The 20921-nt window shown below is 60.4% G+C and carries 22 protein-coding genes and 1 tRNA gene; 14 read left to right on the top strand and 9 right to left on the bottom strand.

Features of this window, described 5'->3' with window-relative positions; genetic code table 11:
- Positions 1-93: 93 nt before the first annotated feature.
- Positions 94-909: an alpha/beta hydrolase gene (locus FKM97_RS01095; RefSeq protein ID WP_143957292.1), complete on the top strand. Its 816-nt coding sequence runs from the start codon at positions 94-96 to the stop codon at positions 907-909.
- On the opposite strand, the gene FKM97_RS01100 is transcribed toward FKM97_RS01095, so the two are convergent.
- Genes FKM97_RS01100 through FKM97_RS01115 form a run of 4 tightly spaced genes read right to left on the bottom strand, consistent with a single transcriptional unit; the run spans position 881 to position 4580 of the window.
- Positions 881-1747 carry an SDR family oxidoreductase gene (locus FKM97_RS01100; protein ID WP_143957293.1) on the bottom strand — a complete coding sequence of 289 codons (867 nt, stop codon included), beginning with the start codon at positions 1745-1747 and terminating at the stop codon, positions 881-883. The genes FKM97_RS01095 and FKM97_RS01100 overlap by 29 nt on opposite strands.
- Entirely contained in the window at positions 1744-2859 is a 1116-nt protein-coding gene (gene queG / locus FKM97_RS01105) for a tRNA epoxyqueuosine(34) reductase QueG (protein WP_143957294.1), read from the bottom strand. The genes FKM97_RS01100 and queG overlap by 4 nt, the downstream gene beginning before the upstream one ends.
- A gap of 24 nt (positions 2860-2883) precedes the next feature.
- Positions 2884-3573, bottom strand: a complete 690-nt coding sequence (locus tag FKM97_RS01110) for a glutathione S-transferase family protein (protein WP_143957295.1) — start codon at positions 3571-3573, stop codon at positions 2884-2886.
- A gap of 38 nt (positions 3574-3611) precedes the next feature.
- Complete coding sequence (locus FKM97_RS01115; RefSeq protein ID WP_143957296.1) at positions 3612-4580, bottom strand: complex I NDUFA9 subunit family protein; 969 nt, start codon at positions 4578-4580, stop codon at positions 3612-3614.
- 192 nt (positions 4581-4772) lie between these two features.
- On the opposite strand from FKM97_RS01115, the gene FKM97_RS01120 reads away from it, so the two are divergent.
- From FKM97_RS01120 to ptsN, 7 genes are all read left to right on the top strand, one after another.
- Positions 4773-4859: transfer RNA gene (locus FKM97_RS01120), tRNA-Leu, on the top strand.
- A gap of 65 nt (positions 4860-4924) precedes the next feature.
- Positions 4925-5533, top strand: coding sequence for a ribonuclease D (locus FKM97_RS01125; RefSeq protein ID WP_143957297.1), 609 nt, complete (start codon positions 4925-4927; stop codon positions 5531-5533).
- A 165-nt stretch (positions 5534-5698) separates the two neighbouring features.
- Entirely contained in the window at positions 5699-6286 is a 588-nt protein-coding gene (lptC, locus tag FKM97_RS01130) for an LPS export ABC transporter periplasmic protein LptC (protein ID WP_170240674.1), read from the top strand.
- A gap of 22 nt (positions 6287-6308) precedes the next feature.
- On the top strand, positions 6309-6836 hold the full coding sequence (locus FKM97_RS01135) for an LptA/OstA family protein (RefSeq protein WP_170240675.1): 528 nt from the start codon (positions 6309-6311) through the stop codon (positions 6834-6836).
- Positions 6837-6921: 85 nt separating this feature from the next.
- On the top strand, positions 6922-7776 hold the full coding sequence (lptB, locus tag FKM97_RS01140; protein ID WP_246104889.1) for an LPS export ABC transporter ATP-binding protein: 855 nt from the start codon (positions 6922-6924) through the stop codon (positions 7774-7776).
- Positions 7777-7854: 78 nt separating this feature from the next.
- Positions 7855-9336 (top strand): RNA polymerase factor sigma-54, encoded by a 1482-nt coding sequence (rpoN, locus tag FKM97_RS01145; protein ID WP_143957301.1) that lies wholly within the window; start codon positions 7855-7857, stop codon positions 9334-9336.
- A gap of 519 nt (positions 9337-9855) precedes the next feature.
- Complete coding sequence (gene ptsN / locus FKM97_RS01150) at positions 9856-10326, top strand: PTS IIA-like nitrogen regulatory protein PtsN (protein WP_143957302.1); 471 nt, start codon at positions 9856-9858, stop codon at positions 10324-10326.
- Between the two features lie 31 nt (positions 10327-10357).
- Here the strand turns inward: ptsN and FKM97_RS01155 are convergent, their stop codons facing one another.
- Together FKM97_RS01155 and FKM97_RS01160 are read right to left on the bottom strand one after the other, a co-directional pair.
- Positions 10358-10621, bottom strand: coding sequence for a DUF1150 family protein (locus FKM97_RS01155; RefSeq protein ID WP_143957303.1), 264 nt, complete (start codon positions 10619-10621; stop codon positions 10358-10360).
- A gap of 87 nt (positions 10622-10708) precedes the next feature.
- Positions 10709-11140: an Hsp20 family protein gene (locus FKM97_RS01160; RefSeq protein WP_143957304.1), complete on the bottom strand. Its 432-nt coding sequence runs from the start codon at positions 11138-11140 to the stop codon at positions 10709-10711.
- Between the two features lie 161 nt (positions 11141-11301).
- Here FKM97_RS01160 and FKM97_RS01165 point away from each other — a divergent pair, with 161 nt between their 5' ends.
- Positions 11302-11703, top strand: coding sequence for an MAPEG family protein (locus FKM97_RS01165; RefSeq protein ID WP_143957305.1), 402 nt, complete (start codon positions 11302-11304; stop codon positions 11701-11703).
- A gap of 4 nt (positions 11704-11707) precedes the next feature.
- On the opposite strand, the gene FKM97_RS01170 is transcribed toward FKM97_RS01165, so the two are convergent.
- Positions 11708-12517, bottom strand: a complete 810-nt coding sequence (locus FKM97_RS01170; RefSeq protein WP_143957306.1) for an MBL fold metallo-hydrolase — start codon at positions 12515-12517, stop codon at positions 11708-11710.
- A gap of 101 nt (positions 12518-12618) precedes the next feature.
- Positions 12619-13515: a DMT family transporter gene (locus tag FKM97_RS01175; protein WP_143957307.1), complete on the bottom strand. Its 897-nt coding sequence runs from the start codon at positions 13513-13515 to the stop codon at positions 12619-12621.
- 175 nt (positions 13516-13690) lie between these two features.
- Here FKM97_RS01175 and FKM97_RS01180 point away from each other — a divergent pair, with 175 nt between their 5' ends.
- The 5 genes from FKM97_RS01180 to FKM97_RS01200 all read left to right on the top strand — a co-directional run bounded on the left by FKM97_RS01180 (position 13691) and on the right by FKM97_RS01200 (position 18767).
- Positions 13691-14482, top strand: a complete 792-nt coding sequence (locus FKM97_RS01180; protein WP_246104890.1) for a DUF1194 domain-containing protein — start codon at positions 13691-13693, stop codon at positions 14480-14482.
- Between the two features lie 51 nt (positions 14483-14533).
- A complete protein-coding gene (locus FKM97_RS01185; protein WP_143957308.1) occupies positions 14534-15136 on the top strand; it encodes a DedA family protein in 603 nt (200 codons plus the stop codon).
- A 5-nt stretch (positions 15137-15141) separates the two neighbouring features.
- Positions 15142-17172, top strand: a complete 2031-nt coding sequence (locus FKM97_RS01190) for a hydantoinase/oxoprolinase family protein (RefSeq protein ID WP_143957309.1) — start codon at positions 15142-15144, stop codon at positions 17170-17172.
- An 83-nt stretch (positions 17173-17255) separates the two neighbouring features.
- Positions 17256-18023: a class II aldolase and adducin N-terminal domain-containing protein gene (locus FKM97_RS01195; RefSeq protein ID WP_143957310.1), complete on the top strand. Its 768-nt coding sequence runs from the start codon at positions 17256-17258 to the stop codon at positions 18021-18023.
- Between the two features lie 165 nt (positions 18024-18188).
- Positions 18189-18767, top strand: a complete 579-nt coding sequence (locus FKM97_RS01200) for an HPF/RaiA family ribosome-associated protein (protein ID WP_143957311.1) — start codon at positions 18189-18191, stop codon at positions 18765-18767.
- A 59-nt stretch (positions 18768-18826) separates the two neighbouring features.
- Here the strand turns inward: FKM97_RS01200 and FKM97_RS01205 are convergent, their stop codons facing one another.
- A complete protein-coding gene (locus FKM97_RS01205; protein WP_143957312.1) occupies positions 18827-20920 on the bottom strand; it encodes a SpoIIE family protein phosphatase in 2094 nt (697 codons plus the stop codon).
- Position 20921: the final 1 nt, after the last annotated feature.

Below are 20921 nucleotides of genomic sequence, written 5' to 3' on the forward strand. Positions count from 1 at the left end.
TGTCGGCCGAGGTGCATATCAATCTTTAAGTCGCAGCATCAAGTCAAGCACGCGCTTGCGTATAATCGTGCAAAAAGCAATCGAGGTTACCCCGTGAACGCAGTATTTGCCTTTCACCCCCGCAACGAAGGCAAATTGGCCTATATCAGCGACGGTTCGCCGGCCTCCGACCGCTGTAGTCTGTTTTGGCTCGGCGGGTTCAAATCCTCCATGACCGGAGAGAAGGCGACAGCCCTTGCGACTTGGGCCGAAAGCACGGGCCGCCATTTGCTCCGTTTCGATTATTCGGGCCATGGCGGGTCTGAAGGCGATTTCCTCGACGGCAGCATTTCCCTCTGGCTGGACCAGGCGATCGACATGTTTAGAACTCTGGCGCCAGGGCCGCGGATTATCCTCGGCTCCAGCATGGGCGGCTGGCTGGCATTGCTGTTGCTCCGCCGCTTGAAGATTGATTGTCCCGACGATGCGGCCAGGATCAGAGGGCTGATCCTGCTCGCTCCCGCTATAGATATGACCGAAGCCCTGATATCTCAAGCGATGACGCCAGAAGAACACGAGCAACTGGCGCGTCATGGGAAGGCGGAACGTCCTTCAGACTATGATGACGGCCCCTATGTCATCACCCGAAAACTTCTTGAGGATGGGCGAAGTCACCTCTTATTGGGAACTGCATTTCAAGTTTGTTGCCCGGTCCGCATTCTCCACGGCGACGCCGACCCGGATGTTCCATGGCAGCACGGACTGAAGACCTTCGAAATGCTGGCGGGGAAAGATGTGAATTTCGCTTTGCTGAAGGGTCGCGATCATCGGCTGTCGGATCCAAGGTCCCTGAAGCTGCTCGTGGACACGGCCGCCGAACTTTGCTCTGCAGCGGATGACGTTACAGCCCCTCCTCCAGAAGCGCCTTGAGACCTTCCTCATAGGTGGGATAGCGAAATTGATATCCTAACTCGTCCTTCACCCGCCTGTTCGAGACCCGCTTGCTGTCCGCATAGAAGGCGCGGGCCATGGGCGACATTTCGGCGTCCTCGAAGGCGATCTTGGGCGGGGGTTCAACGCCCAGCAGCCCGGCCGCATGGGTGACGATGTCCTGCGGCGGCATCGGCCTGTCGTCGCAGACATTGTAAGCGCGGCCAGGGGACGGATGCGCTATGGACGCATTGAGGATGCCCGCAATGTCGTCCACATGGATGCGGCTGAACACCTGTCCCGGCTTGATGATCCGCTGCGCTCGCCCCTCCCGCAGCATGAGGAACGTATTCCGCCCCGGGCCATAGATGCCACCCAGGCGAAAGAGATGTACCGGAAGGCCCGACTGACGGTGCAGGTCCATCCATTGCGTCTCCGCGAGCACCCGCCGTCCGCCTCTCTCGGTCAGGGGCACCGTCTCCGTCGTCTCGTCGACCCAGCCGCCGTCATGATTTCCATAGACGCCAGTGGTCGAGAGATACCCGACCCATCCGAACTGAGAGGCATGCGCATTCAGGTCGTCCGCAAGACGCCTCACGACAGGATCACCATCGGCATCCGCCGGAATGGAAGACAGGAGATGCGTGGCTCCAGCAAGCACATCACCCTCGACGCCGGCTGTAACGTCGAACAGTACGGTCTCGAAACCCTCCTCCTGCAGGAGACGCGCCCTCTCTGCACTGCGGGTCGTGCCGGTCACCGACCAGCCTTTCGCCTTCATGCGGCGCGCAAAGGCCAAGGCGGAATAGCCCATCCCAAGACACAAGAGCTTGCTCATTTTGGACACTCCCATTCCGCCGCCACCTGGGGATCGGCATCGCCGCGTCCTATCATGGCCAGTTGTGCAAATTCCTGTTCCGGAAGGAGCCTCCGCAGAGCCCAGACCGCCATGGCCCGCACCAGAGAGGAGGCATCCGACAAGCGCTCGCGGGCCGCGGTGACGAGGTCTCTGTCGCCGGAATTGCCGATCGCGATGAGAACATTGCGTACGAACCGATCTCGCCCGGCGCGCCGCACCGGTGTCCCCGTGAAAAGCTCCCTGAACCGCTCGTCGTCGAGCCGCGCCAGATCCTCCAGGCGCGGCTGCGCCAACGCCTCACGCGCCTGAAGCTTCGTATCGGAAGCAAGCTGCGCGAATTTGTTCCAGGGGCAGACCGCCAGACAATCGTCGCAGCCGAAGATCCGATTGCCGATGGCTGTTCGGAATTCCGCAGGGATGTGCCCCTTATGCTCGATCGTGAGATAGGAGATGCAGCGGCGGGCATCGAGCTGGTAGGGAGCCGGAAACGCGTTGGTCGGGCAGATGTCGAGACATGAACGACACGAGCCGCAATGGTCGATCTCACCGACATCCGGCTCGATCTCCGCGCTCGTGGCCACGGCCCCGAGGAAGAGCCAGGAGCCGAAGCCCCGCGACACCAGGTTCGTGTGCTTCCCCTGCCACCCGAGGCCTGCAGCTTCCGCCAGCGGCTTCTCCATCAGCGGTGCCGTATCGACGAAGACTTTGACCCCGGCACCGGTTTCCCTGGCGATTGGCCGTGCCACTGCCTTCAGCCGCTTCTTGATGAGTTCGTGATAATCGGAGCCCATGGCATAGACGGAGATGACCCCGTGGGATCTTTCCGCGAGGCGGTGCAGCGGATCCTCTCGGGGTCCGTAATTCTTGCCCAGCATGATCAGGCTGCGGATCTCAGGCCAGAGCACCTGGGGATGCCCCCGTCGCTCCTCCGTCTCCTTCATCCACTCCATATCGCCATGCCGGCCTGCGGCGATGAACGCCGCGAGGCGTTCGCGCGCCAGCGGAACGGCGTCGGGCGTTGTGAAACCCACGACATCGAACCCCTCCGCCTCCGCCAAACCACGGATTCTTGCCTTCAGCCCGTCGATCATGATCTGAGATAGGGTTGGACCCGGTCAGAAGTCCAGGTCGGCATAGGTTCTGGGCGGCGGCATGCCCCTTATGTGATCTGCCAGCAAGGGCCTGAACGACGGCCGCGACTTGATCCGCTGGTACCAGTCCTTTGCGGCGGTATTGGCCCCCCACGGCACGTCCCCGAGATAGTCGAGACATGAAAGATGCGCCGCAGCGGCGAGATCGGCCTGGGTGAGGTCGTCCCCCGACAGCCAGTTTCTGTGCTCAGCGAGAGCACCGATATAATCGAGATGAGCACGGATATTGTGCAGTCCCGCACGCACCGCATTCATGTTGGTCGCGCCTCCGCCTCGCCCCGGGGCCGCGAACCGCCGTTCGACCTTCTCCGTGAGGATCAGCCGGCTCACCTCGCGGTGGAATTTGACGTCGAACCAAGCGACGAGCCGCCGCGTCTCCGCGCGCTCCAGAGCGGTCTTGCCGAGCAGGTTCCGGCCGACCGGCAGACCGCGTGTCTCTTCCAGATAATCCGCAACCGATTCGATGCCGGGAATGATCGTATGGTCATCCTCCACGAAGATCGGCAGCAGTCCCGTCGGATTGAGGTGCAGCAGCTCCTCGCGCCTTTCCCACGGCTTCTCCTCGATGACGTCGGCGTCGATTCCAAGCTCCCCGATCAGGAGTCTTATGCGGCGCGAGAACGGGTCGAGCATGGTGTGGATCAGCTGGGGCATTCCTGCGGACGGTCTTTCGTAAGGAGGGATAGTTGGGATCAGGCGCGGGTACGCGCATAGCTTCCAGTGCGTCGATACTGTTCAAGATACCGCGGCACAATCGCCTCCGGACCCTGCGGGAAGATGCCGAGGCCCTCGAGCGTCCGCCCCTCGTCAACGGCCTCGCGGCTGACGACATTGTCATGTTCGAGAAGCTTCACCTGATCCATCGTCAGCATGGGCTTCGGCAGGATCTGCAGGACGCTGGCCTGCAGCTTGGCGACCGAAAAGGGAATCGGCACGAGCAGACGTTTCCGTTGGACGGCCTTCAGGACGAATTCCATGATCTCCTTCATGGTCATGACCTCGGGGCCGCCAAGTTCGTAGATCATCCCGTCGTTTCCGCCGTGATCGATGAGCTTGACGACCGCCTGCGCGATGTCGCCCACATACACCGGCTGGAACTTCGTCAGGCCTCCGCCGATCAGCGGCAGAGCGGGCATCACACGCGCCATGCCCGCGAAGCGGTTGAAGAAATCATCTTCTGGACCGAACACGACGGACGGACGCAGAATCGTCGCCCTGGGAAACGCTTTCAGGACTCGGGCCTCCCCCTCTCCCTTGCTGCGCGCATACTCCGACTCCGATTGAGGATCGGCACCGATGGACGACAGATGAATGAGGGTGCGCGCCCCTGCCGCCGCCGCTGAGCGCGCCACCGCCTCCGCGCCGAAGACATGCACGCCTTCAAAATTCTGGCGACCGCTGGGATACAGAATCCCGGTGAGGTTCACCACGGCATCGGCACCTGCACAGGCCGCATTGATCGACGCAGGATAGCGAACATTGCCCTGCACGGTCCTGATCTGTCCCACCATGCCGAGCGGCAGCAGGAAACCAGCGAGGTCTGGCCGCCTGACCGCAACGCGAATCCGATAGCCATTCTTGGCCAGCGCCTGGACGATGTGGCGGCCGAGGAAGCCGGACCCGCCGATCACTGTCACCAGTTTGTTCGATGTGGACGTCACTGATATTTACCCCGTGTCCTGCACGCGGATGTCTGAATGGGCCCCACCGCCCGCGTCAGCCAGCCTTTTACCGCTCCCGTCCGAGATTGCAACGCTCGCGTGGGATTGTAACGTGAACTGCATCTATTGAGCATTTCTAAAAAACCCATCAGTTGACAACGCAGGGCTTGACCCCCTATGTCATCGCCCGTTGCCCAGGTGGCGGAATTGGTAGACGCACTAGCTTCAGGTGCTAGCGAGGGAAACCTCGTGGAAGTTCGAGTCTTCTCCTGGGCACCATTTCCCTCAAATCGCCCGTATCGGATTCGTCCCGGCCGGCAGGGGCGTTGTGAGGAAGGAAGTCGATGATTACCTTGCATCGCGGCGACCTGCCGCCCGGCCTCGATTTCGGTGCCTCTGTCGCCATCGATACTGAGACATTGGGTCTTCGGCCGCACCGCGACAGGCTTTGCCTGGTTCAGCTGTCCTGCGGCGACGGCACCGCCCATCTCGTGCAACCTGATCCCGCGACCTTCGCAGCACCGAATCTTGTAGCCCTCCTGCAGGACACGGGGGTGACGAAGATCTTTCACTATGCCCGCTTCGACGTCGCTGTGTTGCGGCATTATCTTGGCGTCGACGTAGCGCCCCTCTATTGCACGAAAATCGCTTCAAAACTGACGCGCACCTACACCGACAGGCACGGCCTGAAGGATCTCTGCCGCGAACTTCTGGGCATCGATATGTCCAAGCAGCAGCAGAGTTCGGACTGGGGCGCCAAGGATCTTAGCGATGCCCAACTCCAATACGCCGCATCCGACGTTCTCCATCTTCATGCCCTGAAGCAAAAATTGGATGAGATGCTGGAGCGCGAAAACAGGACGGTCATGGCCCAGGCCTGTTTTGATTTTGTGCCAGCGCGCGCCTCGCTCGACCTTGCAGGTTGGCCCGAGGAGGACATATTTGCACATTGATCGGCGCGAACTCTGGCTGCGAGGCGTTACAAACAACGCCTTCCGCATTGGCCGATAGAACGGTCTTGAATGGTTTCCTCGACGAGGCACGACGCTGACAGCACTGCGGACGTCAAGACCTCGAGGCGACGGTCCCGCCCGCGCCTGACGATTGCGCGCGCCATCATGTGGCTCTTGGCAGTGGTCCTGCTCGGGTTGATCACGGCTTTTGTCGTTCAACTCGGCGAGTTTCGCACGCCCTATGATGCGCCCCCGCCGGAAGTTCCAGTCCGCGATCCCAAGGTATCCACCGCGCAAACGGCTCAGTTCACGGGTTTCGACAAAGACAACCAACCCTTTTCCGTGACCGCGACAACGGCGTCTCAGGACAAAGCCAATCCCGCCCGCGTGATCCTGAACGACGTCACCCTTCAGCTGAAGATGAAAAACAGCGGGGACACTCTGTTCGTGACAGCCAAAGAAGGCGTATTCGACAACAAGGCCAAGACTCTGGACTTGAAAGGCGATGTTCACATCGTCAATAGCGCCAATTATACCGCCAACATGTCGACGGCCAGGGTCCTTCTGGGGGAAAAGAGACTAATTAGCGAAGATCCTGTAGAGGTTAAATTTCCCAGCGGCGATATTACGGCCGGTGGAATGGAGATGCGTGATGACGGTCAGCAAGTTTACTTCACCAACAGAACCCGCACCGTTTTCTCCGAACGGTCACAGCGGGAAGACGCTCAGAAGAAGCTCAAGCAGAAAAACTAGCACCCTCTCTTGCGTGGCGGTTGTGGCGGCGCTTTCGGTGTGGCCGGTCGTCGCGATATCGCAGACGACGCCGAGCGCCAATGCGCCAGCCACCGCCAGTGGGGCGACGGGAGCTGTTGACGGGACGAAGTTGAAGGACGCCAGTGCGAAGGCTTCGGGGGCGGTGGACGTTGTCGCCGACAAGATGGAGCTCCAGCAGGAAAAGAAGCAGGCGATCTTCACCGGCAACGTCGATGCGACGCGCGGCAACGTCAATCTGAAGGGTGCCAAGCTCGTGATCGACTACGACGAAACCAAGACCGGCGACACCAGCGAACGCAAGTTCAAGACGCTGAGGGCCGACGGCAATGTGGTCGTCACCAGCAAGGGTCAGGTCATCCACAGCGACTGGGCCACGATGGACATTGCCGCCAACAAGGTCGTCATGGGCGGCAAGGTGGTGGTGACGCAAGGGGAAACCGTCCTGCATGGAACGCAGCTGAACATCGATCTCGATACTGGCCAGAGCCAGCTGTCCGGCGGTCGCGTGCGTGGCCGATTTGTACCATGAGGATCTTCAGGGTCCGTTCAGATGAAATACGCTCAATCAAAGACATCAGCTTCATAGAAAATTAATCCAAAGCGGCGGTAATTGGGTGGAACGGAACGACGTGGACAAGCCGGCGACATCGTGGGGAAATCGCTCCACCGAAACCGATTATCGATCGCGGAATCATGCTGACCTCTTTACGCAGCAAACTGATCCCGACTGGAACGGCAACTTTGGTGGTGAGGGCCTTGTCGCGCATTCGCTCGGCAAGAGCTTCAAGCGACGACCTGTCGTTAGGGGTGTAAGTCTTTCGGTTCGGCGTGGGGAAGCGGTGGGACTTCTCGGGCCCAATGGTGCCGGGAAAACAACGGTGTTCTACATGATCACCGGGCTCATCGCGGCGGACTTCGGCTCTATCGAGTTCGACGGCACCGACATCACGCATCTGCCGATGTACCGCCGTGCGCGGTTGGGCATCGGATATCTACCCCAGGAGGCCTCGGTCTTCCGGGGGCTCACGGTGGAAGAAAACATTCGCGCGGTTCTGGAGCTCACGGAAAAGAACCGGAAGACGCGCGAAAGCATGTTGCGCGGGTTATTGGATGAGTTTGCGATTTCCCATCTCCGGAATACGCCAGCTGTTGCACTCTCTGGCGGAGAGCGTCGACGGGTGGAGATCGCCCGAGCCCTCGCAGCCCGGCCCCAATTCATGCTCCTCGATGAGCCCTTCGCCGGGATTGATCCCATTGCGATCGGCGATATACGCGAACTGGTGCGTCACCTCACCGCTCGGGGAATCGGGGTGCTTATTACGGATCACAACGTTCGAGAGACCCTCGAACTCATCGACCGCGCGCTCATTATTCACGAGGGTCGGGTCCTGATGGAGGGCTCACCGGAAGAGATCGTTAACAACAAGGAAGTTCGACGTCTTTATCTGGGAGAACAGTTCACCTTGTGATGCTATACAACGCGCCGGTCAGTTGTGTAGTTGTCTCTTAGACAACTGGGCTCATCGGGAGTTGGGGCACTCGAGGTTATGGCGCTGAGAGCCAAGCTAGAGCTCCGCCAGGGCCAGTCCCTGGTGATGACGCCACAACTGCAGCAAGCGATTAAGCTGCTGCAGATGTCGAATCTCGAACTTGCGCAATATGTCGAGACCGAACTGGAACGCAATCCTCTGCTGGATGGCGATGTGGCAGCCGATGACGACCTGACTGAGCTGCCTCCATCGCAAGATCAATCTCCGGTCCAAGAGAGGCTGGAGGCTCTCGATACTGATCTCGACAATGTCTACTCCGACGAGGCGACGGCGGACCGGCTTGAGCGCGACATCGGGCCGAGCCTGTCAGACTCCGGCTGGTCGACTCTCTCCTCCGGTCAAGGCGGCCATTCGGACTCGTTGGACGGCGACATCCAGGCGACGCTGAGCCAAGAAGCGACCCTGGGCGAACATCTCGAGCGGCAGCTTGGCGAACTCATCAGCGACCCTGCCGAGCGCCTGATTGGTCTCCAAATCATCGGCATGCTGGACGAGGCTGGTTACCTCGCCACCGATCTTTCCACCATCGCCGACACTCTCGGTGCGTCCCTGGAGGCGGTGGAAGCCTGCCTGAAAAAAATCCATACTTTCGATCCGCCTGGAATCGCCGCGCGAAACCTCAAGGAATGCCTGAGCATCCAGCTCTTTGAGCGGGGCCTGCTGACGCTGGAGATGGAGGCGTTGATGGACAACCTTCCATTGCTGGCCGCGCGGGACTTCGCCAAGCTCCGGAAGATCTGCGAGGTCGACGGCGACGAACTCCGGGAGATGATCACCGAGATCCGCCATCTGGACCCGAAACCCGGCGCGGCCTTTGGTTCGACGATCATCCAGCCCGTGATCCCGGATGTCTTCGTTCGCTTGGCTCCCGACGGCACCTGGATCATAGAGCTCAACAGCGAAACCCTGCCCCGGGTTCTCGTGAACAATCAGTATTATTCCTCCATTGGCCGAAGCGGCGCTCGCGAACAGGATCGAGAATATATCTCGGAATGCCTCGCCAGCGCCAATTGGCTGGTGAAGAGCCTCGAGCAGCGGGCGAGAACGATCTTGAAGGTCTCCCGCGAGATCGTGCGTCAGCAGGATGCTTTCTTCGTGCACGGCGTCCAGTTTCTGCGTCCGCTTAATCTGCGGATGATCGCCGACGCGATCGAGATGCATGAGTCGACCGTCAGCCGCGTGACATCCAACAAATACATGGCCACGCCCCGCGGAACCTTCGAGCTGAAATACTTCTTCACGACCGCCATTGCGTCCGCCGAAGGTGGCGAATCACACTCCGCCGAAGCCGTGCGGCATCGAATGAAAGAGCTGATCGAGAGCGAAACGGCCGCCAGCGTCCTGTCCGATGACCGCATCGTCGAACTCCTTCGCGGCTCCGGCATCGACATCGCCCGAAGAACTGTCGCCAAATATCGCGAAGCATTAGGTATTTTATCTTCAGTACAACGCCGAAGAGAGAAGCAGGACTTCGCATGATCCGTAATATTTTTGCTCCATCCAAGTGATATTTGGTACATTTTTCAATAGGTGCAGCGAGATCCGGCAGATCGCCGAAGTTGCATTTCTTTAGATCCGTTTTGACAACCCACCCGGATGCATCAAAAGGAAGCCATTGACTTGTCGCGGCGACCTCATTACCTAGAGGCCGCCGCCGTGGGGGCGACCGTGATTTCAGTGCCAATCACGTTTTGGCATGTGCACGAAACATGGTAAGCTAATTGTTAATTGAGGGTGGATTTGAGGCGGTAAGGATCGAAGCCTTCGCCTCTCGGGACAGAAACAGAAAGCGACGGGCGGCGCTTCTGGAAGGATGAAAATCCATTTGTGGACATGGGTGTGGGAATCCGAATCGGATATCCGGTGCAGCCCTGTGCTTTGGCAATCAACAGCGTCAGCAAGCGACAACCACGTCGACATTTTGGAGTGAGATCGTTGGCTCTTTATCAGCTCAAGGGCGTAGTCACCGAGACTGTGCACCTTAGGAGACCCAATACCATGCAATTGTCCGACATTCTCTCGGCCGATGGAGTCGTGCCTTCGCTCAAAGTGAGCAGTAAGAAGCAGGCTCTTCACGAGCTGGCGGCAATTGCATCGAAGCAGACCGGACTGGATGTCCGCCAGATCTTCGATACGTTGCTGCAGAGAGAGCGGCTGGGGTCGACCGGACTGGGCCAGGGCATCGCTATCCCGCACGGGAAGCTTCCAGGCTTGTCCAAACTTCACACCGTTTTTGCGAGAGTCGCTCAACCGATCGAGTTCGATTCGGTCGATGATCAGCCCGTTGACCTCATTTTTGTGTTACTGGCGCCGGAAAGCGCAGGCGCCGACCATCTCAAAGCCCTCGCACGCATCTCGCGCCTGTTGAGAGACCCAGAAATCGTTGCAAAGCTCCGGGGGTCGGACAGTAGCGCTGCCCTTTATTCAATTCTGACTGAGCCGACGGCCTCTGCCTCGCACGCAGCTTGAGTCCTCAGAAACGCTACTCCCAACGACGGGACTAATGGACGCTCATCGGCTGAAGGTCGTGCTCGAAAGCATTCGCCACGGCGGCCTCATGACTCCCGGCTATGGCGACGGGCGTGCCATCAGCCGCATAGAGCGCAAAGAGACGGACATCGTCCGGCAGGGGGCTCATGGGCCCGATGAGCTCCGCCGCTTTCTCGTTGGCGATCTCGCGGACGTATCCGACCTTACCGCCGCCGAGCAAAGCAAACTCGGTTGCACTCATCAGCGGCTTAGCCGCAACGTCCTGACTATTCATAGCGATACTCCTGTAACGCACTAACGGCACACAACTGTGCTGCCGAAGAACACTCTTATTGCCAACGCTGAGAGGGAAGATTCAGTTTCATCCTCGCCCTTCGCGGATATCAATCGTCTTGACCAGCTTCTCCTGCTGCCGCCGCACCAGATCGACAGCCAGCATGCCATGTTCGAGAGAGGCACCCATCACTTCGATGCCATCGGCGAGAACGAAGGTCTTGAGAAACTGCCGTGCAGCGATGCCACGATGCAGATAGGCCCTTGAGCCATCATCCTTCTGCTTGCCTCGCACCACCAGCTGATTCTCTTCCACCTGCACCTGCAATTCGTCTCGGCCGAAACCCGCCACCGCAAGCGTAATCCGCAGATGCTGCGAGGCGTCCGTATCAGCAGTGAGCCGCTCGATGTTGTAAGGTGGGTACCCGTCGCTCGCGGTTTTACCCAAGCGATCAAGCAATCTTTCGATATCGTCGAACCCCAAGAGCAAGGGGCTCGAGAAAAGAGAAACGCGAGACATCGAAAAGCCCTCAGACAAGCAGCTTACGAATTGCGCCGGTGGATGTTCACCCTTGCGGCCACAGAGACGATGACCCGATCATGGCATCAACGCCTTAACGAAATCCAATATGGCGTCTCATTTCCCCTCGTTCAAGCTGATGAAAACTCGGAGAACGTTTCATGTCCACAGAACTTGTGATGCTCGCCTGGGCCGTCATCCTCGGGATCGCGCAGATAGCCTTTTCAGCCGGCCTTGTTGCCCAGCGACTGGGATTCGTGTGGGCGGCTGGGGATAGGGATGACCCTCGCCCGGACGCCTTGAAGGGCGTCTCAGGCCGCCTGCGGAGGGCGCAGAACAACTTCCTAGAGACCTTCGTATTCTTCGCCGTGGCCGTCCTGATGGTGGAGGTCACAGGCCGCCATAGCCCCGCAACCCTGTGGGGCGCCCAACTCTATTTCTGGTCCAGACTGATCTATGTGCCTCTCTACGCCCTCGGGACGCCCTATATCCGTACATTGGTCTGGGGGATCTCCATCGTCGGCTTGCTGATGGTGCTCTACGGCGCAATGGCCGGCGGATGAGCCGCTAATAGCCAGGGAGTACGAGAACCTTCGGTCTCTGAGGCAGCGTCGCCATCGATATGACGGTGCTCGCCGTCGGACTGATCTCGATGTCAAAGTCATCCCGCATGCCCTCAACGAAGCTGTTCAACGTCCCGGCACCGAAATAATGCATCGGGATCACGAGCTGAGTGCGGAGGGTCTTGAGCACCTCGATCATGGCACGTTGATCCATCGTGTAGGTGCCGTCGACGGGGACAAGCACCACGTCGAGACGGCCGATCATGCCGATGAGGTCTGGCGTCAGTTCATGATGGAGATGGCCCAGATGCCCGATGCAGAGATCGGCGACTTCGAAGATGAAAATCGAATTCCCCCCGGGCTCGCGGCCACCGCTCCAGCGACGGATATCCGTGGGCACGTTGCGGATGGTCACGTCATCGACGGTGAGATGGTGCTTGGCGGGTTCACCATTGGTGCCCCAACCGCGCAGAACATGCTTGATCGCAGGGTCCGGAAAATCCGTGTAATGGCTGCTGTGGGCGTGGTTCATGGTGACGACGTCGGGGATCACCCCGGAACCGGCATATCCCGCAAAATCGGTGGCAATCCGCACACCCTTGGGCGTTTCGATGAGAAAGGTGGAGTGCCCGACGAAGGTGAGGCCGACCTGATCGGCCTCCAGCGCCACAGTCCTGAAAAGGCTGAGGGCACTAGGCGGAGATCCATCCGCTACGGCGAGGCAATGGCTCATGCCCTGAGCACCGGCCGGCGCAATGATTGCGCTCAAGCTCAGAGCCATGACGACGGACAACGCTTGGGCAAACCACCGCATCAGTGCCTCGCTTCTTCCCTCGATGAGCAAGAGCATAGGAAGACGCCGCACCGTTAGCCACTGAGCTCGTTCTCAAGACATCGTGAGCAGCCGTCCGAGACCTAGGAAGCGATTTTTGCAGCGGATCTTCGGGTGAGAATGCTCGACCGCCATTCCATGCCCACAACGATGGCGCCACTCATCACGATAAGCGCTGCACCGAGAACGACTCCCAGATCGGGCACATCGTTCCAAATCCAGTATCCGAGCCCGAAGGCCCAGATCAGGCCGGTGAATTCAAGCGGGGCGATGGTGCTCGCGGGAGCGCGCCGGATCGCCTCGAAGACAAGGCCCTGCGCCGCGCCGCCGATCACGCCCATGGCGATGAACAGGATCGCGTCGTTAAAAGAGGGAGTGACCCAGTGCCAGGGCAACATCACAAGCCCCAGCCCGACGAAGCCGAGATTGGTGGCCAGCATGTTGACGGTCGTCTTCTCGGCCACGTTTGACTGGCGGACGAGGATCACCGCATAGGCCCAGAGCCCGGCCGCCGTCAGCGCGAGGAGAACTGCGAAAGTCGATTCGCCGAGATTGGGACGGCATGCGATGACGACGCCCACGAATCCTAGGCCGATGGCGATCCATTTCGATAGGGCGACTTTCTCGCCCAGCAGCGGGACGGCCAGCATGGCCACGACAATGGGCGACGCGAAATAAATGGTCGTCAGCTCTCCCAGTCCGAGCGAGCGCGCGGCTGAATAGTAGCAGGACCAAGCACCGATCAACACGGCAGCACGCAGGAACAGGAACCGCCGAACCGGTGAGGTCACGGTTCTCTTGACGAGCCCCCGCCCTTGCCAGATGCACAGAAACACAGCGATTATGGCGCTGCGAATGAACATGATCTGCCAGATCGAATAGTCCGCCACCAGCCACTTCACGATCGCATCGTGGAAGGGAAAGAGCGCGAATGCCGCGAAGGCGATGAGAACTCCGAAGAGGCTCGTGCGCTGATGCACCTCTCGACCCCGCTGCGAAACGATTGCCGAGAATAGATATTCGGTTCCTGATGCGCTGTCGTCTCATGTCTCTGCATAGGCCTATGCAGGCTTCGCATTTCCCGATGGCTAACTTTCGCCTGATTGACCATTCTCAATGAAGCGCCTTGTCGAAGATGCCTCACGGGAGCCGCCGGTGTTGATCCTTCGAATGCTGAGCTTGACCCTGGCCTTTCTACTCGGCCTTTGCGGCGTATCTCGAGCGGCGGATCTGGACGTTGATTTGGAGTTGATCCTGGCGGTCGATGTATCCTGGTCGATGGATCTCGATGAGCAGGCCCTGCAGCGCCAGGGTTACATCTCCGCTCTGCAGCATGCGGATGTGATCAATGCCATACGCTCGGGTCTGACGGGCAGGATCGCCGTCACTTACATCGAATGGGGCGGTCCCTATAATCAACAGATCGTGGTTCCCTGGACGACGGTGGACGGGATCGAGGCCGCACGCGGCTTTGCGGCCCAACTGGACTCCGCATCCATTTCAAGGTTTCGCGGCACGTCCATTTCATCCGGGCTTTTGTTTGCATCGCCCATGTTCGAAAACAATGGCTTTGCCGGCATGCGACGAGTGATCGACATTTCCGGTGATGGCCCCAACAATATGGGCATCCCCGCAACCGAGGCCCGCGATTCCGTCCTTTCCAACGGAATTACGATCAATGGTTTGCCGATCATGCTGAAAGCCCATGACGGCTTCTATTCGATCGCGGATCTCGACGTCTATTACGAGGACTGCGTGATCGGCGGCCCCGGAGCCTTCATCGTGCCTGTGCAGTCTCTAGAGACCATTGCGGAAGCCATCCGCCGCAAACTTGTGCTCGAGATCGCCGGCCGGCCGGCCGAAGTGATCTTCGCCGCCGAGCAACGTCAATCGCGACGTATCGACTGTCTCATCGGTGAAAAGCTGTTCCAGCGCTGGATGCAGTGATATAGCCGGGCCTCGCTCGACCGAGTGGCGCTTTCCAAGGTTATTCCACAGTTGCATCACGACCTCAGCCCTTTCATCCAGAGCTATGGTGACCTTGCGGTCTTCATGGCGATCTTCCTTGAGGCTTTTGGGCTGCCTCTGCCGGGCGAGATCATGCTCATCACCGGCGGAGGTCTGGCGGCCCGTGGTGAAATCAACCCCGTCCTGTTCTTTGTCAGCGCCTGGGTGGCGGCAGTTCTGGGTGACAATATCGGCTATGTCATAGGCCGCCTTTTAGGCCGCACCACCATCATCCGCTACGGCAGCAAGATCGGAATCACCGCGCCGCGCTATGAATGGGCGGAGGAAAAGTTCAACCGGTTTGGCCCCGTCATCGTGGCCGGCGCACGCTTCGTGGCCATCCTGCGCCAGATCAACGGCATCGTCGCCGGCAGCCTCGGCATGCACTGGCTCACCTTCATGATCTTCAATGCGATCGGTGCTGCACTTTGGGTGGGGCTCTGGGGCTCGGCGGCTTTCTTTCTCGGTTCCCACCTCCAGATATTCCTGCATATCGCCAAGCATCTCGGCACCGTCGGCGCGATCGTGCTCGCTATCTTGGTCGCGGCAGGTCTCTGGTGGCATTTCAAGCGCCCCATCAATCCGAAGGCATAAGAGACATGGCTCTTCTTCTCGGAGTCGACACCGGCGGGACCTATACGGATGCGGTGATCTTCGACGATGCCGCGGAGACCCGCTCGGCGGGCGTCGTCGCTAAGGCCAAGGCCCTGACCACCCGACGCGACCTGGTGGTCGGGATCGCCGGCGCTGTCGACAAGGTTCTGGCAAGATCCGGCGCGGCGGCCGCCGATATCTCTCTCGTGTCGCTGTCGACAACACTTGCCACCAATGCGCTCGTGGAGGGCCAGGGCGGCCGGGTCTGCCTCGTTTTTATCGGCTTCGGAGAGCAGGATCTCGCCCGTGCCGGTCTCAAGGAGGCATTGGGCGACGACCCCGTCATCTTGCTGGCCGGTGGTCATGATCCCTTGGGCGAGGTTCAGGCACCCCTGGACGTCGCAACTCTCGAAGCACGGCTCGACGATGTCGGCACGACCGTAACGGGATTTGCAGTTGCAGCTCATTTTGCAACCCGAAATCCCGACCACGAGCTTAAGGCGGCCGACATCATCCGCTCAAGGAGCGGCCTTCCGGTGACGTGCAGCCATGAATTATCGGCGAAGCTCAACGGGCCCAAGCGCGCCCTCACCTGTGTCCTGAACGCCCGCCTGATCAGCATGATCCACCACTTGATCGCCGCCACGGAGGGCCTGCTGCAAGCGCGCGGGATCCACGCTCCCCTGATGGTCGTGCGCGGTGACGGAGCCCTCATATCGGCTGACTACGCAAAGTTGAGGCCCATAGAGACGATCCTCTCCGGCCCGGCCGCCAGTCTGGTGGGTGCCGCCTATCTGACGCATGCCCCCGATGCCATCGTCTCCGACATCGGCGGGACCACCACCGATATCGCCGTCATGATCGACGGGCAACCGCGCATCGATCCGAGCGGCGCGCTGGTCGGCGGCTGGCGCACCATGGTCGAAGCCGTAGCCATGTACACGCACGGCCTCGGTGGCGACAGCGAAGTTTCGCTGGATGCCGACAATGCCTATGCCGGAACCATGAAGCTCGGCCCCCGTCGGGTCGTACCGCTTTCCCTGTTGGCGATCAGCCATGCAGCCCAGGTCCATGCAGCGCTCGATCGCCAGCTGGACCAATCGCGCGCTCAGGAATTCGATGGCCGCTTTGCCTTAGTCTCAACCAATATGCTGTCGGGGCTTTCCGGCCTTGGCGAGCGCGAGCGCATACTGCTGGAGCAGATTGGCGAGACGGCCGCACCATTGGATCGGCTCATCCAACGTCGGCCGGATGTTGCAGCGCTGAATCGCCTGGTCACCCAAGGCATTGTCAGCCTGAGCGGCCTCACGCCATCGGACGCCTCGCACGTGTTGGGCATTCAGGAGGGTTGGGACGCCGAGGCGGCACGCAAAGGCGCCGCGCTGTTCGCCTTGAAGAAGAATGGCCAGGGCAACCTCATCTGGCCGACCCCCGCCGCGGTTGCTCGGAGCGTGATCGACACTCTTACGCGGCGATCTGCCGAACTCCTGCTGGACGCAGGCTTTGCCGAGGACGGATTTCAGGAGCCGCACCTCAGCCGCTCCGCCCTCGCCCGAGCATGGCTTGATCGCCGGCAGGGCCAGGTCAGCGTCCAGATGCGTTTGACGACACCAGTCATCGGCCTCGGAGCGTCATCCCCTGTCTACTACCCTGCGATCGCAGAGCTTTTGGGCGCCGACCTGTTGGTTCCGGAACATGCAGACGTCGCGAACGCGGTCGGCGCCGTCGTCGGGAACGTGAAGATCAGGCGCGAAGTCATGGTGTCGGAGCCGGTGGACGGTCAATTCCGAGTGCATGTCGCTCACGCGCCCAAGACCTTCACGTCGCTCGAAGAGGCCGTCACATATGCGGAAAGCATGGCGAGGGACTGGGCCCACCGGGAAGCGCTGGAAGCCGGCGCCGCCGAGGTTTCGGTCCGCGTTGAGCGCAACATCGAGATCGTCACCATTGAAGGCCAGCAGAAATTTGTCGACGGCTCCGTCACCGCAGTGGCGACAGGTCGCCCGCGCATGGCGCGAGAAACTGTTGCCGCATGAAGAATTTGCTGATCTGATGCTGTCGAGTGTCCGGGTCGATGCTACTCTTCCCCGGCTCAAGACTTCATCTGAGGAGAGATCGCATGTCCACCGTGACGACGCTGAAAACCAACCGGCAAAGCGAGTCGGAGCTGTGGCAGATGCGCGTGGACCTGGCTGCCGCTTTCCGCTTGGCGGCCGAAATGAACTGGCATGAAGCAATCGCGAACCATTTCAGCCTCGCCGTGTCGCCGGATGGCAAGCAGTTCCTCATGAATCCCCGCTGGAGGCATTTCTCCCGCATCAAGGCCAGCGATCTTCTGTTTCTCGACAGCGACGACCCGGAGACGATGAACCGTCCGGACGCACCAGACCCCTCAGCGTGGTGCATTCACGGCAATCTGCATAAGTCGTTGCCGCATGCGCGCTGCATTCTTCACGTTCATCCTGCCTATGCGACCGCCATCTCGACGCTGGCCGATCCCGACATCAAGCCCATCGACCAGAACACCGCACGCTTCTTCAATCGCGTCGCCATCGACCTGGATTTCGGCGGCATTGCCGATGACAACGAGGAAGGCGAACGCCTGGTGCGCGCTTTGGGCAATGCCAGCCGCATGATGATGGGAAATCACGGCGTACTGGTTGTCGGCGAGACCGTCGCGGAAGCCTTCGACGACCTTTATTACCTTGAGCGGGCCTGCCAGACGCTTGTGCTGGCTTATTCGACGGGCAAGCCCCTGAACGTGCTCTCCAACGAGATTGCCGAGAAGACCGCCCAAGGGTGGGAGCGCTACAAGCCAAGCTCCTTCGCCCATTTTGAACAGATGAAGAAAATCCTCGACGACAAGGATCCTTCATACGCGGAGTGATGGACGCGGCGGCCTCACGAGCACCGGCGTCTCGACACCATTGCGACATGCTCCGTCAAATTAAGGTCGACCTTCGCTCTTACCGAAGGCTGGTGCAACGCCCGTGGGAACCGCCTCAAGCGTCCGCACGTTGGCCCCATGCAACTGCTGGAGTGTTAACAGACGATGGATACCCCCATTCAAATCTCGTTCAAAAACCTCGACAGCTCAGAGGCACTTGAGAACCACATCCGCGAGAAGGCTTCGAAACTGGAGCGATTTCACCACAAGATCGTCTCCTGCAGAGTGGTAGTACACACACCGCACCGAAGCGCCGGTCAGGGAAAACCTCCCATGGGACTGTCGTTGGAAGTCGAGGTTCCGGGGCGCACCTTGGTGGCGAAGAGCGGCGACGGGATCTACGACACCAAGGAAGGCAGCATCACCACGGTCGTGAACAAGGTGTTCGAGGCGATGGAGCGCCAGCTGAACGAAGTCTCCGACATCCGCAGCCAGCAGGTGAAGACCCATGAAGGCGCGGGCGACACGGGTAAGGTCGCACGTCTCTTCCCGGAGCAGAACTACGGCTTCATCGAGGCTCTGAACAGCCCGGACCTTTATTTCACGCGGAATGCCGTCATTGACGACGCCTTCGACGATCTGAAGGTCGGTATGATGGTGAGGTTGACCCGGGCCACTACGGAGGGCCCCATGGGTCCTCAGGCCAGCTCGGTCCGCCGCTTGTCCGGCGAACAGGTGGGCTGACCCATCGGCCCATGGAACCGGTGCCCGGGATCGTCCCGGGCATCCAACATGGGCAAGATCTATCCGCGGTATTTTACGACCAGCAAGGTGACGTCGTCGGACTGGTCGTGTCCGCTCTCGAACGTCTTCACGGCTTCAGCCGTGGCGCGCGCGAGCGGGGCTGGTTCGTCCTCGAGATGGCTCCGCAGGGTTTCCTCCAGCCGCAGCTCTCCGAACTGATCCCCCGCGTCGTTGAACGCTTCGGTGACCCCGTCGGTATAGAGGACCAGGCTTTCTCCGGGCTCGAGCACCAGCCGCCGGGTGGTGAAGTCGGTGTCGCTCACGATCGCCACCGCGATGTCATCGCTGGGATCAAGGGCCACGACGCCCTTGGCGCCGACACGATAAGGGGGATTATGCCCCGCATTCACATATTCCACCGCCCCGGTTGCGGGGTCCAACACGCAGAAGAACAGCGTCACGAACATCATCTGATCATTGCCGGCGGTGAGCAGCTCGTTGAGCTGACGGACGCAGACGGCGGGATCGTTTTCGAAGAGGGCGATGGCCTTCAGCAGGGTCCGCGCGATGGCCATGAAGAAGGCCGCGGGCACGCCCTTCCCTGACACATCCGCGATGAGGAAGGCGAAGCGCCCGTCATTCTGGTCGAAGAAGTCGTAGAAATCGCCGCCGACTTCGCGCGCGGACTCCATCAGCCCGAACACGGAAAACCGCTCGCGATCGGGAAAGTCGATGGGAAGAACGGACCGCTGCAGATCCCGTGCGATCGCCAGCTCCTGTTGCAGGCTGGCGAGCTGCGTCTCGCGAACCAGCGCTTCTCGCAGCCGCGTCACCAGTTCCGAGAGCCGGCGGTGCTGATCGACGACTCGCCCCGACATTTGCTGGAGGACCGCAGCCAGGGGGCCGAGTTGATCGTCTTCGCGAATGAGCCTCGCCATCGATTGCGATTGATCGCTGGCACCCTCCGTCTTGGGCAGTGCGCCGCTGGTGGCGGCGACGATCCGTCGGAGGTCCGTCAGCACTTCTTCGCGTGCGCCCGGTTCCAGAGTGCTGGCGAGATTTTCCATCTGACGCCGGACGAAACGCTCTTGCCGTCGCCGCTGGAGCTCGCGTTGCCGCCGGGTGTCGTTGAGGGCGATGAGGTTCTGACGGAGTCCCTGAATGGCCGTGGCGATGTCGCCGATCTCATCGTCGCTTTCCTTGGTGAGATTGGCCGAAGTGTCGCCCCTGGAGAGAGCACCCAGCACCGACACGGCCCGATCGAGCGGCCGGAAGCTCAGCCGAAGATAAAAATATAGGCCGGCCAGCAGGACAACCAGCATGATGATGGCCGCCCCGACCGTCAGCATTGTCAGCCGTCGCAGGGCAGTGAGGCTCTCAGTGGCATCTTGCACCGTGACCAGCAGACCTGCGGTCCCTGCCGAAAGATCGTCCAAGGGGATGGCTGTAACCGCAAAGAGTTTACCGTCCAGCTCCGCCTGCGTGACCGTAGCGACCCGCTGCGGCAGATCCAGGTGCAGTTCCCCCCACAACCCGTCGGCCGTCCCCTCCACCAGCCTGCCGCGGGTGCTGAGCAGGAAGACATCGGCATTCATGGCGGCCGCAAACCGCTTCAGGGCCGCATTTGCGGAGCCCGCAAGCGCCAGAACTAAGCTTTGTTCAGCGACAGGATAACGACGCGCCGCAATGACACGGAACCGGTCGGAAGCAATCTGGCGGATGCCCTGCGGCATCGCCCCCGCCTGCACCGCCCTGATGGTACTGACGTCCAGGAGCCGCGGCGGTTCGGCTGCCGTTGAACTGGCGAAGACGATCTGTCCGTTCCCGTCAAGGATTTGCAGATCGGTCAGCTCGGAGGACGCAAAGCGGGGAATGGTCCAGGCGGTCGCCAAACTGCGCATCTCGGAGACATTGCGAGCGGCGACCGCTCGCTGCAGATCGGGATCGGCAATGATCTGATCGGCCAGCTCGATCAGCGGCTGTATGTGATCGTCCAGGATCTCACGCCACAGAGCGGCCTGCCCCGTTGTGCCGATGCGCGTATAGGGAACCTCCGCGAGCCGCTCCCGCTGCAAGCCGGCCAGGACGAGCCCGCCGAATGCGATTGCGAACACGACCGTGACAAGGAGAGTGACGCGGGTACGCAGGAGCATG

Source organism: Rhodoligotrophos appendicifer (assembly GCF_007474605.1).
GTDB lineage: Bacteria > Pseudomonadota > Alphaproteobacteria > Rhizobiales > Im1 > Rhodoligotrophos > Rhodoligotrophos appendicifer.